The following is a 15,687-nucleotide window of genomic DNA, read 5'->3' on the forward strand; positions in this document are numbered from 1 at the left end:
AGATTGCCTATTTTTCTTCTGCCAATTTCTTGATTACGTCAAATCCTTGAACGAAGCCACTTTTCAACATACCCATGTATTCAGGTAAGGTGGCTAATTCGACTTTTAAAGTAGTTACACTATCGTGCTGGCTCAAAAAATATTTTTCTTGGGAACCACTCCAGCCTTTAACTTCTTCACTTTCTAAATCTTCCTTACCGTCCTTAATCATTCCTAAATGTTTAAAAATCAAGATTTCCGGCTTTTTCAATTCTTCAATGGTGGAAACCATGCCATTGCCTTCGCCATCTAAGAAATAAGTTTTACCACCAATTTGCCAATCGGTACACATTGAGGAATCTGGGGCAAAAAATTTTGTCCAAGCATTATATGTCTCGCTATTCCAAAGTAATTCCCATACTTTCTCTATAGGCGCCTCAATCTCTACTTCATATTCTAAATTTTCCATATTTTACTTCCCTGATTTATGCCGTTTTTATGATGTCGACTTTTAATTTTCGCGTTTAATGATGACATCTGTTGAATCTTTATTTGTTGTTATTTAGCTTTCTTATTATATAAATCTTTTAAATGAGAAGGCACTTTTTATTTCTCAATAATTTCACAAACAACATTAAGTTTAAAATTAACGTTAAGAATGTATTAGTTATTATTAGTTTATGCCCAAGTTTTGCCTAAAAAACCACTTATTTGTCCTAACCTGCCATTCATCTTTGCTTACGAATGATTAAACTCCGTTATTTGCTTTACATTAAATGTAGAACTGCGTAAAAATTTGATATCCGATCAAAGGCACATTGGTTATTATTGACCGGATCGTGGTTACATTATTAATAGATGGAATAGTTTTACTGAAAGGCAGCTTTGAGCAAACTTATCAGTGCGGAGAGTCTCATGAAAAAATATCAATGTATCGTTTGTGGATGGATTTACGATGAAGCAGAAGGTTGGCCACAAGACGGCATTGCAGCTGGAACAAAATGGGAAGATATCCCTGATGACTGGACTTGCCCTGATTGCGGCGTTTCAAAAGCTGACTTCGAAATGATCGAAATCTAATGATTTAAAGCAAAAGGCCATGATTGACATGGTCTTTTTTACGAATATTACCCATTACCGTATTAATTAAACAATTCTAACTCTGGAGAGAAAAATGCATCCTATCGTCATTATCGGATCAGGCATGGCGGGTTATACCTTAGCACGTGAGTTTCGTAAGCTTAGCCCAGAGCAAGAACTTGTGATGATTTGTGCGGATGATGCAGTGAATTATGCAAAACCAACATTATCAAATGCATTTGCAGGTAAAAAAGCACCTGAACAGATTGCTTTAGGTGATGCTGCTAAAATGGGTGCCCAACTCAATATGCGTATTGAGCCTTTCACTTTTGTAAAAGAAATTTTAGCTGAACGTCATGAGCTTGTTCTTGAGAAAGATGGGGTAACTTCGAATCAACCCTATTCAAAACTGATTTTAGCTGTTGGTGCTAACCCAATTCGTCTTGCAATTGCAGGCGATGGCAGCGATGACATTCATGTAGTGAACTCGCTAATTGATTACCGTGCTTTCCGTGAAAATCTAGCTCAACGTAAAGACAAACGTGTTGTTATTTTAGGTGCTGGTTTAATTGGTTGTGAATTCGCCAATGACTTACTTCATAGTGAATATGACATTACTGTCATTGATTTGGCACCTCAACCATTAGGTCGCTTATTGCCAGGTCATATTGCTTCTGCATTCCAGCAAAATCTCGAAGAGGCTGGTGTTAAATTTGCGTTAGGTACAACCGTTGAAAAAGTCAGCAAAATTAATAATGGCGAAGATTATGCAGTTACGCTCGCGAACGGCCAAACTTTAGTTGCTGACATCGTTCTTTCAGCGATTGGTTTACAGCCAAATATTTCACTTGCTAAAAGCGCAGATATTCAAACAAGCCGTGGAATTATTACCAATAGTTTACTTGAAACGAATCAAGCCGATATTTATGCGATTGGCGATTGTGCAGAAGTAAATGGCACGCTACTTCCATATGTAATGCCAATTATGCAGCAAGCTCGTGCTCTTGCAAAAACCCTCAGCGGACAACAAACTGCCGTGCACTACCCTGCTATGCCAGTTGCAGTAAAAACTCCTGCAGCTCCACTTACAGTGTTACCAGCTCCAGTAGATGTAGAAGTGAACTGGGAAACAGAAGAGTTCGACGATGGTATGCTTGCTAAAGCAATTGACAATGAAGGAACATTGCGTGGTTTCGTATTGTTAGGTGCAACAGCAGGTAAACAACGCTTAACTTTAACAAAGCTTGTTCCAGATCTTATTCCAGCCCAAGCATAAGGTTTGAATCAGGAATACTCTTTTGTGAGTATTCCTTTAAGGAATGAATAACATGAATAGTGCCTTACAGTTTAACATTTCGCCGTACACATCCTTCATGCAAGAAACCAAGGTCAACTTAGGCAATGGTATTGAGCTACATGTAGAAGTAGGTGGAAAACCGGAACATCCAACCATTTTGCTGATTATGGGTCTTGGCGCTCAAATGCTTTTCTGGCCGGATTTCTTCTGTAAATCACTCATTGATCAAGGTTTTCGTGTTATTCGTTTTGATAACCGTGATATTGGCCTTTCTTCAAAAGTACGTCATGAAGGTAAACGGTTAAATACGGTTAAATTGATGGGTCGCTTTGCGCTGGGGTTAAGTAACCAAGGGGCGCCTTATACTCTGCATGATATGGCAGATGATGTATCAATGCTCATTGACCGCTTAGGCGTGACTAAAACACATGTCATTGGTGCATCAATGGGCGGGATGATCGCTCAAATTCTTGCAGCAAAATATCCTGAAAAGGTTGAGAAATTAGGGCTCATGTTTACCAGTAATAATCAGCCTTTTTTACCCCCTCCTTTTCCGAAACAGCTTTTGAGTTTAATTGGCAAACCCGAGTCACGTGACGAAGAAGGTATTGTTAATCACAGTTTAAAATTATTTCAATTGATTGGTTCACCTGGTTACGTCAACCAGATTGAAGCAATGCAAACTGCACGCAAACTTTATCAACGTAGCTATTATCCTGCTGGTGTACTTCAACAGTTTTTAGCAATATTATGTACAGGCTCCTTACTTCAACTGGACCGTGAAATTAAGCAACCCGCGTTAGTCTTACATGGCTCTCGTGATCGCTTACTTCCACCTAGTCACGGTAAGGCTGTAGCAAAAGCAATTTCCGGTGCTAAGTTTGAATTAATTGATGGAATGGGGCATGATATCCCTGCACATTTTATTCCTCAGCTTAGCGGTTTATTTGCGCATCATTTTAAATCATCATACTAGGACACTATGGCTGCATTACCCTCACTAAGACAGCTATCATATTTAGTTACGTTGTCGGAAACTTTGCATTTTACTGAAGCAGCACGCCGCTCTTTTGTCACGCAATCGACGTTATCAGGCGGCATCATGGAGCTTGAACGATTATTAGGTGGCGTTCTGGTAGAGCGTGACCGTCAGAATGTGCGTTTAACACCATTGGGTGAACAAGTTGTTGCTCGTGCCCGTGTATTACTAGCAGATGCTCAAGATTTAATGCGATTGAGCCGTGAAATGAGTGAACCGTTAACAGGTGATTTGCATTTGGGAGTTATCCCAACCATTGCACCTTTTATCCTGACACGGTTACTTGATGAAGTGCATCAGCAGTTACCTAAAATTCAGTTGCATCTACATGAAGCTCAAAGTGAAAAAATTGTAGAGCGTCTAGAACACGGTAATCTAGACATGATTGTTCTTGCTCTACCGTTTGATACTAGAGGTCTAAAAGTCGCTGAAATCTCGAAAGAAAATTTGTACCTTGTATGTAGTAAGCAAGATACAAATGCTTTGCAAGCAAACTCACTAGATGATCTTGATTTATCGAGATTAATTTTGCTTGAAGAAGGCCACTGTTTACGTGACCACGTTTTAAGTGCATGCCCTATCGGTGAACGTAAAAACGACAACCGTTTAAAAGCAAGCTCTTTACCAACTTTAGTTGAAATGGTTTCTTCTGATTTAGGCTTTACGCTTTTACCAGAGATCGCAATTGAAAATAGTATGATCAAGTTTAATGATCAAATTACTGCAAAACCAATTGAAGATGCTCCAAGCCGCACTTTAGCGCTAGTCACTCGTAAAAGTACGCCGCTACAAAGTGAATTCGACGTGTTACTGCAAATTATGCAGAAAATCACCACGAATTTACATGAATAAAAAAAGGAGTCTTCGGACTCCTTTTTATTTTATTGAGGTGTAAGGGATGCCCACTTAAACACCCAAGCAGATTGCATATTCAAACTATTATCAGCAATAATTTTTTCTCTAATAATCTGTGCTATAGCATAGTCGTTGGCTGGATCTATCATGACTCGTATTCCTTTAGTGGTTGAGCTGGTTACGACTTTATAGCCTTTTGCTTCAAGCTGTGATTGAATCCTATTGGCTTTATTTTGATTAGAAGCTAGCGCAACTTGTACCATCCATTTCTTTTCACCATTTTCCAAAATTTCTTTAGCGATCGCAGCATCAAGTTGTTTTTTATTTTCAGAATTTTTTTTTTCTTCTTTTGTGTGAACTTCCTCATTTTTCTTTTGCGCTAAAAACTCATCTTGCTTTTGTTTTCTTTTTTGGATGATTATTGTTTTATTCCTAACCTCCCTCTTTTTAGTTTTATCATTGGAAACAGGCGCAAAATAAGGATATATCGCTTGATCATCAAACCTTTGAAATACGATGATATCCCCATAACACTTCTGATCTGCGTAGGCGGTCACTGGCATTATCCCCAAAAGTATTCTAATAAGTAAATTTCTAATAAAGCATTGCATCTTATTCATTTACCGAAGTTAAGTATATTTAATGCGGCGTATTAAAGTAGATTTCACATGATTTGTATATTTTTAAAATTCAATGTTTTATGGGGAAAATCACATATTTTAAAAACATCTTGCTGTGCTTCAAATTATTATCGTTTACCCAACAACCATTTAGAAAAACTAATTAAATTATTTTGAATTTCATTGAATTAAAAAAGCCGACATTTTGTCGGCTTTTTTAATTAAATTTAAAACTTATTATTTAATCATTTCTAATAGTGCTCTTTGAGCATTATGCAATTTTTCACCCTCTGCTGGCTCAGCACGCACCCAAGTACCATCTGACTGTAACAACCAAGCTTGCTGGTTATCTTGCAAATAGTTTACTAGTCCTTGTTGATAAATACGCTTTTTCAATGCAGGATCTTCCACAGGGAAACATGCTTCAACACGGTTAAATAAATTACGATCCATCCAGTCTGCGCTTGAGCAGTAAATACGCGCATCGCCATTATTGCTAAAGTAATAAACGCGAGTATGTTCAAGGAAACGCCCTACAATTGAACGTACACGAATATTTTCTGATAAGTTAGGCAAACCTGGACGTAAACAGCAAATAGAACGAATAATCAGATCAATCTGAACACCCGCTTGAGATGCTTCATATAATTTATTAATCAATTGAACTTCCGTTAAGGCATTCACTTTCACAATAATTTGAGCTTTACGCCCTGCCTTAGCATTGGCAATTTCTTCATCAATAAAGTTGATGAGCTGAGCATGTAAGGTAAATGGTGCATGTAATAGCTTTTTCAATTTCGCCATTTTGCCCATACCCGTTAGTTCTTGGAAGATACGATGCACATCTTCACACAGATCTTTATCGGTCGTCATAAGACCATAATCGGTATAAATTCGAGCATTCATTGCATGGTAGTTACCAGTGCCTAAATGAACGTAACGTACAAGTTTGTTGTTTTCACGGCGCACCACCATAATCATTTTGGCGTGAGTTTTATAACCAACAATACCGTAAACAACGACAGCCCCCGCTTCTTGTAAAACGTTAGCTACTTCAATATTTGATTCTTCATCAAAGCGGGCACGCAATTCAATAACTGCGGTCACTTCTTTTCCATTACGCGCTGCTTCCGCCAAAATCTGTACAATTTCAGAGTCAGCACCACTACGGTAAAGCGTCTGCTTGATTGCCAATACTTGTGGATCGCGAGCAGCTTCACGAAGTAGCTGAATCACGGGAGCGAAAGATTCAAACGGATGATGAAGCAGAATGTCTTGCTTCTGCATTGCAGAGAAAATGCTCTCGGTCTTTTTAAACACTTTAGGCACAACCGGCGTATGTGAGTCATAACGCAAATGAGGGCGTTTAAAATTTGAAACCAGACGAGCCAAGTTTACAGGGCCATCAACTTTGTATAATTGCTCATCAGTTAAATCAAATTCTTCTAATAAGTACTCGTAAATATGCTGCGGACAGTTATGAGTTACTTCTAAGCGAACAGCACGACCAAAACGTCGAGAACTTAATTCACCTTTTAAAGCTTTAGCTAAATCTTCAACATCTTCATTTAATGCCAAGTCTGCATTACGTGTAACACGAAATTGATAACATCCCGTTGCTGTCATTCCAGGGAATAAATCGGACACATGCTCATGGATAATTGCAGATAGCATGACATGATGTTCTTTACCACCTGTTAACTCATCTGGCAGGCGGACAACGCGAGGTAATGAACGTGGGGCTGGAACCACAGCTAAATCAATTTGACGGCCAAAAGCATCTTTACCTTCTAAGGTAATAATAAAGTTTAAGCTCTTGTTTACAAGACGTGGGAACGGATGCGCTGGATCTAAGCTAATTGGGGTTAATACAGGTGCAACTTGTTCTTGAAAATACTTCTTAATCCAAGCTGACTGTGCTGGCGTTAGTTCACCACGACGGAGGAAGCAAATATCTTCTTCACGTAACTTAGGTAAGATTTCTTCATTTAAAATACGATATTGACGTTCAATCGCAGCATGAGCAGTTTCAGAGATTTTTTGTAAGACTTGTCTTGGTGTCAAACCATCAGGGCTACGACTCTCATTGCCCAGAGAAAATTGCTCCATCACCCCCGCAACACGAATTTCGAAAAACTCGTCTAGATTACGAGAAAAAATGAGCAAGAAATTCATTCGCTCAAGTAATGGATGTAAAGGGTCTACCGCTTGCTCCAATACACGCAAATGGAAGTCAAGAATAGACAGTTCACGATTTATATAACGGTCATTATAACTATATTCTGTTGGGGTCGTTGGTGTAATCGCTGTATTCATGTCTAACTCAATTCTCTATCCAGCCAAAATCTCTATAAAACAGTATGCTGCAAAAATATGACAATTTGGTAAAAACTAAAAAATTTACACATCTTTAAAACATCATTATTCAGGAATCTGGGTGCTATTCATATAACGTAGAATAACGCGTTTTCTATATTGTAGTTTACGATCGTTGCGGTGATCTTGATAATATTTCGGATCAGGCAATAATGCGGCCAAAAAAGCAGCTTGTTCGCGCGTTAAGCTTCTCGCACTTTTACCATAATAATATTGCGCGGCTGCTTCTACACCATATCGATTTTTGCCAAATTCAACAGAGTTCATATATACCTCAAGAATTCGGCGTTTTGACCACATCCGCTCCATCATCCAAGTTGCGATAGTTTCTTGGCCTTTTCGAATAAACGAACGCTTATTGTATAAAAACAAGTTCTTTGCCAGTTGTTGAGACACAGTAGAACCACCCGCAACAACCTCTCCTTCTTCATTATTCCGCTCTAGAGCAAAACGAATGCCATCCCAGTCAAAACCATGGTGATGAATAAATTTTGCATCTTCCCCAGCTAAAATCGCATGCTTGAAATTGTCGCTAATATCATCATAGTCAAGCCATTCATGAATGATCGGCTCTGAGGTATCTGACCAATAATCAATTCGCATAAACATGGTGGTATCAACTTCATGTGTACGCCACCAAACCAAACTTGAGAAAATCCAAAGTTGAATAAGGAGAATTGCCCCAATAAAAATTAACAACACGCGAACAATAAAAGCTTTCATGTTCGTCCTGATCTCCTGTATTCAACTTTTTTCATGTTAAGCTGTTAAGCATGTTCATATATAACAAAAGCATAGCATGACTCAATATCAGCCTCCGCACATTAATCGTAAACTCAATGTACAAACTTGGTGGCTGACCGCCTTATTGATCTTGATTAACGTAGGTTTGTTTGTTTGGCAAATTGCAACTGGTGTCGATATTAGCGACCCAGCCATGAAAGATGCTATTCATTGGGGTGCAGATTTTACACCACTTACTTTTACTGGACAGCCTGAACGCTTATTTACCAGTATGTTTTTTCATTTTGGTCTTGTTCACCTCATGCTTAACATGTGGGCCCTCTATATTTTCGGTAATGTTGCTGAGTCACTATTTGGTCGCTTCTATTTTATAAGCCTGTATTTACTTGCTGGCTTATTTGGTAGCCTTCTCAGTAGCTATATGACTATTCAAAATGGACATGAATTACTGCAACATTTCGATCAAAGCTTACTTCCTCATGTCAGTGCAGGTGCTTCGGGTGCCGTGATGGGATTAGGTGCTGCGTTAACCGTTCTTTCCTTATTTCCACCGCTTCCACATCAAGCCTACATACTCGATAAAAAAGCATTATTAATGATTATGGCCATCAACCTTGTTTTTGGCTTTGTCGCAACGGGTATTAATAATGCCGCGCATATTGGCGGCATGATTATTGGAGCATTCCTTGCACTGATGTGGTACTTAAGCTATGTCAGCAAGTTAAAAACTATACTTAAAATTTTAGGCTTATTAGGCGCAGTAATCATTACGGGTGGTTTTTATATGTACTGTGTACAAATCAACTCACCGTTACTTCCACTCTGGCATGAAATCATCATCCAGAACCCTGACATTATTCCTTAAACTACAATTGGTTTAATTCTCTTAAACTCTGTAAAGGTGGCAAATTACAGAGATAGCCTAGTCGATAACGACCAATCAGGGCACAAACCAGCATCATGCCAAGAGGTAAAATCAGCCAGATTTCAATATGCCACTGTATTGCCATATTCATTTTATAGCTTGCGATCGCACTAATCACTTCTGCAAAACAGCAGGCAACTATGCCTGCTAACAAACCTAAAAACCCAATCTCAAAACTGAGCATTTGCTTCATTTTATTTTTAGATAAACCAAATGAGCGTAGTAAAGCAACTTCACGGCGTCGCTCATCCATTAATAAATTTAGACATGCAATTAAAACGAGTATTCCAGAAAAACCAACTAATGCCGCTAGAACAGTTACTATTTTGACCAAAACATTCATTAAACGTTTTACTTCATCTAAAATCCGGTCAACATCAATAAATACTGTATTTGAGAACTGCTGAATAATATTGATCATTTTTGGTTGATCTTGCTTAGGCACATAGAAACTACCTAAATAACTTCCAGCATTTTCGTCTAAGGTTTTAGGTGAAAAAATAAAGAAAAAGTTAGGGCTAAAGCTTTCCCACTCGACACTCCGAAAATTCACAACTTTGGCCTGTAAGTTGCCTTCGGGCAAACTAAAAGTAAGCTTATCTCCAATTTGAATTCCTAAACTTTCGGCAGTTTTACTTTCGACTGAAACTTGCCCTACGCCATTAAACTGGGCTTGACCATTTGTAATGACATTGTCATTTGGTAGTAGATTTGATTGAGTCAAATTCAGTTCACGGCGCAAAGAATTATTTTGCTTTATAGCCTCTTCTGAAAAAGGCACATCATTCTTAGCTAACAATCGGCCACGAATATTTGGATATAACGGCGTGCTTTGCCAGCCATTCTGTTTTAATTGTTGCTCAAATGCTTTTAAATTAAATGGAGGTAATCCATAAACAAATTGATTCGGTGTCCCTTCTGGAAGTTGTTGCTGCCAACGCTCTAATAAATCTGTTCTTAATACACTGAGTACCGTAATGAGGCTTAAGCCTAAAGCCAATGCGGTAATTTGTAAGGCGCTTTGTGATGGCGAACGAATATAAAAAGACAATCGATTTTTCAGCTTTTTTAAGCTACGAAGCAATAGCCAAACAACGGTGTAAAGCAAAATACAAAGAACAATAATTGCCGCCAAAACCAGAATGCTGAGCATTAAGTTTTCACTCAACACCAAACTAAAAACAACTAGGCTAGTGATTCCTGCAAAAAACATGAAGAATAAAGATTTGCGAGATTTGGCTTGCTCCCGAATAACACGAATTGGAGGTGTATTTAAAAGCTCCCAAATGCTTGGCAAAATAAAACCAAGCAGCACAATCACGCTGGTAAAAATCGCAATTGGTAAAGGCCCGATTAAAAGAGGTACAACCGAAAAACTTAACTCTAATTGAGGAATCAATTGCAGCATAAGTTGCAGCAGACCAAACCCCATGATTAAACCTAATAGGCTTCCTAGCACAATTGAAATCGCACTGACAATACAAAGCAATCCAATATATGCCCACAAGATTTGGAACTTACTGGCACCTAAACATCTAATAAGTGCAATGTGATCTTGGTTTTGTTGAACATATCTTTGACTCGTTAAAGCGATGGCAATACCACACAATAAAATCGTTAAAATATTGGCCAATTGCAAAAAGGTATCTAAATTTTCAAGCGGACGTAATAACCTACTGTTCGATTCACTTGCATCACGTAAACGCAAGCCAGCCGTTTCATCTACATCTTTAGAAGGTTGATGCTGTTGCTTAAATTGCTTTGAAAATGACTGAACCTGTTCAGGGCTACCTGCCATTAATAAACGATAGTCAATTCTGCTCCCTGTCTGAATCGCATGAGTCTTAGCAATATCGGCTTGATGAATAATAACGGTTGGCGAAAAGCCCGAAAAACCGAGCTCCTGATTTGAATCACGCACAATCACGCCACTAAAACGGAAGGTACCATCAGCAATAGAAACAGTATCTCCTAGCTTTACTTTAAGTAAATCGGCTGCTCTTTGACTTAGCCAAACTTCACCAGATTGAATCGCTTTAGCACTTGGTTCAATTTCCAACTGTCCTCTGAGTGGAAATAAAGGCTCAATTGCCTTTGCATTCACCATGACAAACTGATCTTGGGTATGTGCCATCGAGCTAAATATAGTGACATTAGTTTGCTTTAAACCAAGCTGCTCAGCTTTCTTTTTCCACTGCTGTTCGATAGGCTCGTTATTCGACAGAACTAAATCAGCACCCAGCATTTGTGAAGCTTGCAGACTGACTGCATTTTTAACTTGGTCATTACTAAACTTCAGGGCTGTCGTTGCGCTAATCGCAAGCGATAAAGCAATAATGAGTAGATATAATCCACCCGTACGAAAACTCTGTAGCAAAAGTGGTTTGAGAAGATTACGCATAGTTTAACCACCCTGTACTGTCTTTAGTCGGCCATCATCTAACTCAACATGACGCTGACAAAGGGATGCTAAATTACGATCATGGGTGACTAAAATCAGAGTCGTACCTAACTCTCGATTTAAATCAAAGAGCAAGCTTTCAATTTCTTGTGCTGTCTGACCATCTAGGTTTCCAGTCGGTTCATCCGCAAAAATAATTTGTGGTTCTGCAATAAGAGCTCGTGCAATGGCTACACGCTGCTGCTCGCCACCAGATAAGACTTTAGGCGTTTGTTCAACTTGACGACTCAGCCCTACTCGATGCAACCAATCTAAAGCTTTTTTCTCCGCTGTTTTATAATCAAAGTCTTTACGTAATCGTAAAGGTAACATCACATTTTCAAGCGCACTCAACTGAGGCAGAAGTTGAAAAGACTGAAATACAAAACCAATATGCTGCATTCTGATTTGGGCACGTTGTTCCTCTGTTAACTGATGAACAGCTTGACCACACAACCAGACTTCTCCTTCAGACGGTTGATCTAAAGTCGCCAAAATTCCTAGTAAGGTTGATTTACCTGAGCCGGAACGTCCCGTAATTGCTACCTGTTCCCCTTCAAAAATCTCTAAATCAATATCTTTTAAAATCGTAAACTGATTTTGGTTAATCTGAATAGTTTGTGTAACTTGATGGGCAGCAATGATGGGTTGTGGCATGATGTGAAAAGTCCTATGTATTCAGAATCAGGGTCGAAGTACAAATGTATAAATCTTTTTTGATTGGTTCTAAAAGCATCATGCTCATCTCATTAAGTATGCTGCCCATGCTTGTATCGGCGAAAACTATTTTAATTTTAGGAGATAGTATTAGTGCCGGTTACGGAATTGATCCCAAACAAGGTTGGGTACAATTACTGCAAAAACGTTTAGACCAACAGTATCCCAAACAACACAAAGTGGTCAATGCAAGTGTTAGTGGAGAAACGACTAGCGGTGCTTTAGCTCGATTACCTAAGTTATTACAGACCTATAAGCCGAATGTGGTCGTGATTGAATTAGGCGGGAATGATGGCTTGCGTGGTCAACCGCCTCAAATGATTCAAAAAAATCTGGATCAGCTCATTCAATTAAGCCAGAAACAAAAAGCCAAAGTTATTCTTTTTGGCATGAAGATTCCGCCAAATTATGGGGCTGCGTATAGCAAAGCTTTTGAAAATAATTATAAAGTTGTAAGTCAAAAATATCAGGTGAAACTACTACCGTTTTTTCTAGATGGTGTTGCTGGTCAAAAACAGCTTATGCAAAATGATTTGATTCATCCCAATGCTCAAGCGCAGTCAAAACTACTTAATTTAGCTTACCCATATATAAAAGGTGCCCTATAGGCACCTTTTATCTTTAAGCATTCTTTTTAATATAATCAGAAATCAAAAAAAGTAACTTCACCTGTTTCGAGTGAATATTCTGCACCAACAACAATTAATTCACCTTTTGCAATCAGGCTCTCTAACACCGCTGAACCATGGCGTAATTGATTTACAGAAGCAAAAACGTTTGAACGTACCGCATGACATGATAATTTTTTCAAATCATTTTTTAAGTCAGTCTGCATTAAAATTTCAACTGATGGACGAACGCGGTTCACAATCGACATTAGGTTAGATGATGGCGGGTGATCAGGATTCATTAACGTATCAATTGTTGCTTGAATCGCACCACAATGGCTGTGTCCTAATACAACTACAACTGGGCAGTCATAACGCTCTGCTGCGAACTCAACACTACCGACTTGTGAAGGTGCAACCACATTACCAGCTACACGGATTACGAATAAGTCACCAAGACCTTGGTCAAATACCATCTCTGCTGGAACACGAGAATCTGAGCAGCCAAGTACAATTGCAAACGGATTTTGATCCTTTGCCATTTCAGCGCGTTCTTGATGAGATAAGGTTTTTGCAAGGGAAGTATTTCCATTTACAAATCGTTGATTACCGGCTTTCAGACGATCTAAAACTTCTTGCGCAGTAGGCATTTTATATTTCCATTGTTTTTTCAAGGTTGGAAATCATTTTAATGTGTCAAAATTTGAATGTCACTGACAAAAAATAAATCCTTTTCTATGAAAAAATTTAAAAATACTTAACCTGCTTTAATGTAGAGCTCACTGCATATTCGCTACTGTTTAGTGAAAAAATAGACATACTTTGGTTCTCGGATTGACTATAATTTTCTTCATTCCAAACATTTGGCAAATGACTCATTGGCAAAGTTTTTCAATAATTTTTCAAACTCGCTCAAGCTTCAAGGATGAAATCTATGACAAGGCTGTCCACATCAATTAAGGCCTCTATGAAAAAAACTGCTACCGCACTGACTTTGGCTTGTAGCGTATCGTCAGTGATGAGTATTTCTCAAACACAGGCAGCCGATAATATTGATGTGACATTCCAGAATGTGTTACAGCAAGAACGTAGCTGGGCAGGTCTACAAAGTAAAAGCTTAAAAGTCGGTGATGTGACTTGGTCATATAGCGAAGGCGGCTCTACAACAAAACCGACTTTACTCCTTATTCATGGCCTAGCGGGTAGCCGTGATAACTGGAACCGAGTGGCTCGTTATCTCACCACAAATTATCATGTCATTATTCCTGATTTACCGGGTAGTGGTGAAACTATCGTTTCCCAAGACTTCGATTATTCAGTACCAAATCTTGCTGAAAAATTACGTCGCTTTGTTGAGGCTGCAAATTTAAAAGGTCCAATTCATATTGCTGGGCACTCACTCGGCGGATCTATTGCCCTACTCTATGCTGGACAGTATCCATTTGAAACCAAAAGTTTATTTTTAGTAGATAGCGGCGGTATTTTTCGCTCAGCCAATACAATTTATTTAAAAGATCCTGCTTACCTCAAACAACTTTTAGTGTCTAAAAAAGGTGACTTTAATTATTTATTAAAACAAACCATGTTTAATCCTCCGTTTATTCCTAAAGAGTTTCTTCAAGCTCAAGAAAAGTTGATGATTGATCAGGCGCCTCAAACACAAAAACTGGTTGATCAATTGATTGCACTTAATAAAGTCTATACACCAGACTCCTTTGCAGTACTTACCAAAACGATCGATGCACCGACGCTCATTCTATGGGGCAAACAAGATAAGATTATTAATGTCGAAGTAGCAAGTGAACTAAAACGACTTTTAAAGAATGCTCAGCCTCCAGTTATTCTAGAAAATGTAGGTCATATGCCAATATTGGAAGCTGAACAGTTGGTTATGCAACAATATCTACCGTTTTTACTTAAAGTAGAAACAAATCAGTCGTCAAAAACGACCACACCTTAAATAAAACTTCGGACTTGTGAGACCTTATGTCTACCCAACCACTTATTGAAAAACTTATTGAAGCTCATCTAGATTTTTTAGATGAGCAATTTGCTCAGACTCAGGTGATCCAGCAAGAGTTTGAGCAATTTTATCATTGGTTGGGGAGTCGGCAATTACAACATCTGTGGACTTTTGAACAAATTCAACAGCTCATTCAAAAGCAGATTTTAGATACGCCTGCTTCTGATTTCCTGATTGAACAAATTGCTGAGCATATTCGCTTTGCATTGATTCATCCTGCAAATGAAACCGCAACTGTTGAAGATGTTATTCCTGTTTTAACGATTGACCGAATTGCACAATACGTTGCAAGTAAAGAAGAGCACCGTAAAAAACTGATTAAAACGATTGTGAATAATCCTGCTTTTTCGGTCCTGCTCACGCAACTGATTCAGCAAACAATGCATGATTATTTAGATGAATCAATGTCAAAGCGTGTACCAGGTGTAGGTCGTTTTATGAAAATGGGGAAATCTGTTTTAGAAACAGTAACCGATTCAAATCTGGACGATACGATTAATCATTATTTGCAAAAGAATATTTTAAAACTCAGCCAAATGAGTGAGCGTGTTTTAAACCAACATTTTGACAATGATAAGCTCTACCATTTTCAGGCAAATGTTTGGCATAAAGTTAAAACTATGCCACTTTCTGTTTTAAAAAATTATGTAGAAACTCAAGACTTATCAAAAACGGTTGGCCTAGGACATGAAATCTGGGACCACATTCGTCAAACTGATTATCTAAAACAGCAAGTACATGATGGTATCTATACTTGGTATGCACGTAATCAAGAGCGTAGTTTTGACTTGTTACTTCGTGACCTCAATATCGATGAAAGCTTAGTGCAACATGAGCTGACCACGTTACTTGTGCCTGTATTACAGCAGTTAATTACAATAGGACATTTAAGACGTCGTGCCCGTGTGTACTTAGAGAAGTTTTATTATTCTGAAAAAGCATTAGATATTTTAAATAACAAAGGCGCTTAGAGCGCCTTTGTTA

The 15,687-nt window shown here is 38.5% G+C and carries 16 protein-coding genes; 9 read left to right on the forward strand and 7 right to left on the reverse strand.

Annotated features, from left to right (window positions below):
• Positions 1–7 precede the first annotated feature (7 nt).
• Entirely contained in the window at positions 8–448 is a 441-nt protein-coding gene (locus ACO6UW_RS04240) for an SRPBCC family protein (protein WP_005075481.1), read from the reverse strand.
• Between the two features lie 446 nt (positions 449–894).
• On the opposite strand from ACO6UW_RS04240, the gene rubA reads away from it, so the two are divergent.
• The 4 genes from rubA to oxyR all read left to right on the forward strand — a co-directional run bounded on the left by rubA (position 895) and on the right by oxyR (position 4,247).
• Complete coding sequence (gene rubA, locus ACO6UW_RS04245; protein ID WP_000760495.1) at positions 895–1,059, forward strand: rubredoxin RubA; 165 nt, start codon at positions 895–897, stop codon at positions 1,057–1,059.
• Between the two features lie 94 nt (positions 1,060–1,153).
• A complete protein-coding gene (gene rubB / locus ACO6UW_RS04250) occupies positions 1,154–2,335 on the forward strand; it encodes a rubredoxin reductase RubB (RefSeq protein ID WP_057062141.1) in 1,182 nt (393 codons plus the stop codon).
• Between the two features lie 52 nt (positions 2,336–2,387).
• Positions 2,388–3,332: an esterase EstB gene (gene estB, locus ACO6UW_RS04255; protein WP_017403152.1), complete on the forward strand. Its 945-nt coding sequence runs from the start codon at positions 2,388–2,390 to the stop codon at positions 3,330–3,332.
• 6 nt (positions 3,333–3,338) lie between these two features.
• On the forward strand, positions 3,339–4,247 hold the full coding sequence (oxyR, locus tag ACO6UW_RS04260) for a LysR family transcriptional regulator OxyR (RefSeq protein ID WP_002117503.1): 909 nt from the start codon (positions 3,339–3,341) through the stop codon (positions 4,245–4,247).
• Positions 4,248–4,276: 29 nt separating this feature from the next.
• Here oxyR and ACO6UW_RS04265 read toward each other — a convergent pair whose 3' ends face one another.
• Positions 4,277–4,861 (reverse strand): SPOR domain-containing protein, encoded by a 585-nt coding sequence (locus tag ACO6UW_RS04265; RefSeq protein WP_057062140.1) that lies wholly within the window; start codon positions 4,859–4,861, stop codon positions 4,277–4,279.
• Positions 4,862–4,918: 57 nt separating this feature from the next.
• Here ACO6UW_RS04265 and ACO6UW_RS04270 point away from each other — a divergent pair, with 57 nt between their 5' ends.
• Entirely contained in the window at positions 4,919–5,047 is a 129-nt protein-coding gene (locus ACO6UW_RS04270) for a hypothetical protein (protein WP_081037648.1), read from the forward strand.
• A 60-nt stretch (positions 5,048–5,107) separates the two neighbouring features.
• Here the strand turns inward: ACO6UW_RS04270 and ppk1 are convergent, their stop codons facing one another.
• Both ppk1 and mtgA read right to left on the reverse strand, forming a co-directional pair.
• Entirely contained in the window at positions 5,108–7,186 is a 2,079-nt protein-coding gene (ppk1, locus tag ACO6UW_RS04275) for a polyphosphate kinase 1 (protein ID WP_002117516.1), read from the reverse strand.
• A 105-nt stretch (positions 7,187–7,291) separates the two neighbouring features.
• Positions 7,292–7,969: a monofunctional biosynthetic peptidoglycan transglycosylase gene (mtgA, locus tag ACO6UW_RS04280; protein ID WP_002117784.1), complete on the reverse strand. Its 678-nt coding sequence runs from the start codon at positions 7,967–7,969 to the stop codon at positions 7,292–7,294.
• Positions 7,970–8,045: 76 nt separating this feature from the next.
• Between mtgA and ACO6UW_RS04285 the strand changes: the two genes are divergently transcribed.
• Positions 8,046–8,855, forward strand: a complete 810-nt coding sequence (locus ACO6UW_RS04285; RefSeq protein WP_065388107.1) for a rhomboid family intramembrane serine protease — start codon at positions 8,046–8,048, stop codon at positions 8,853–8,855.
• A gap of 1 nt (position 8,856) precedes the next feature.
• On the opposite strand, the gene ACO6UW_RS04290 is transcribed toward ACO6UW_RS04285, so the two are convergent.
• Together ACO6UW_RS04290 and ACO6UW_RS04295 are read right to left on the reverse strand one after the other, a co-directional pair.
• Positions 8,857–11,316, reverse strand: coding sequence for an ABC transporter permease (locus tag ACO6UW_RS04290; RefSeq protein ID WP_057062138.1), 2,460 nt, complete (start codon positions 11,314–11,316; stop codon positions 8,857–8,859).
• Positions 11,317–11,319: 3 nt separating this feature from the next.
• Entirely contained in the window at positions 11,320–12,012 is a 693-nt protein-coding gene (locus ACO6UW_RS04295) for an ABC transporter ATP-binding protein (RefSeq protein WP_005070633.1), read from the reverse strand.
• 44 nt (positions 12,013–12,056) lie between these two features.
• On the opposite strand from ACO6UW_RS04295, the gene ACO6UW_RS04300 reads away from it, so the two are divergent.
• Positions 12,057–12,680 carry an arylesterase gene (locus ACO6UW_RS04300; protein ID WP_005075467.1) on the forward strand — a complete coding sequence of 208 codons (624 nt, stop codon included), beginning with the start codon at positions 12,057–12,059 and terminating at the stop codon, positions 12,678–12,680.
• 35 nt (positions 12,681–12,715) lie between these two features.
• Here ACO6UW_RS04300 and ACO6UW_RS04305 read toward each other — a convergent pair whose 3' ends face one another.
• On the reverse strand, positions 12,716–13,330 hold the full coding sequence (locus ACO6UW_RS04305) for a carbonic anhydrase (protein ID WP_002117769.1): 615 nt from the start codon (positions 13,328–13,330) through the stop codon (positions 12,716–12,718).
• 284 nt (positions 13,331–13,614) lie between these two features.
• On the opposite strand from ACO6UW_RS04305, the gene ACO6UW_RS04310 reads away from it, so the two are divergent.
• Both ACO6UW_RS04310 and ACO6UW_RS04315 read left to right on the forward strand, forming a co-directional pair.
• Entirely contained in the window at positions 13,615–14,640 is a 1,026-nt protein-coding gene (locus tag ACO6UW_RS04310; RefSeq protein WP_057062137.1) for an alpha/beta fold hydrolase, read from the forward strand.
• Between the two features lie 26 nt (positions 14,641–14,666).
• On the forward strand, positions 14,667–15,674 hold the full coding sequence (locus tag ACO6UW_RS04315; RefSeq protein ID WP_057062136.1) for a hypothetical protein: 1,008 nt from the start codon (positions 14,667–14,669) through the stop codon (positions 15,672–15,674).
• Positions 15,675–15,687 lie beyond the last annotated feature (13 nt).

The organism is Acinetobacter sp. JADD-222 (assembly GCF_049310645.1).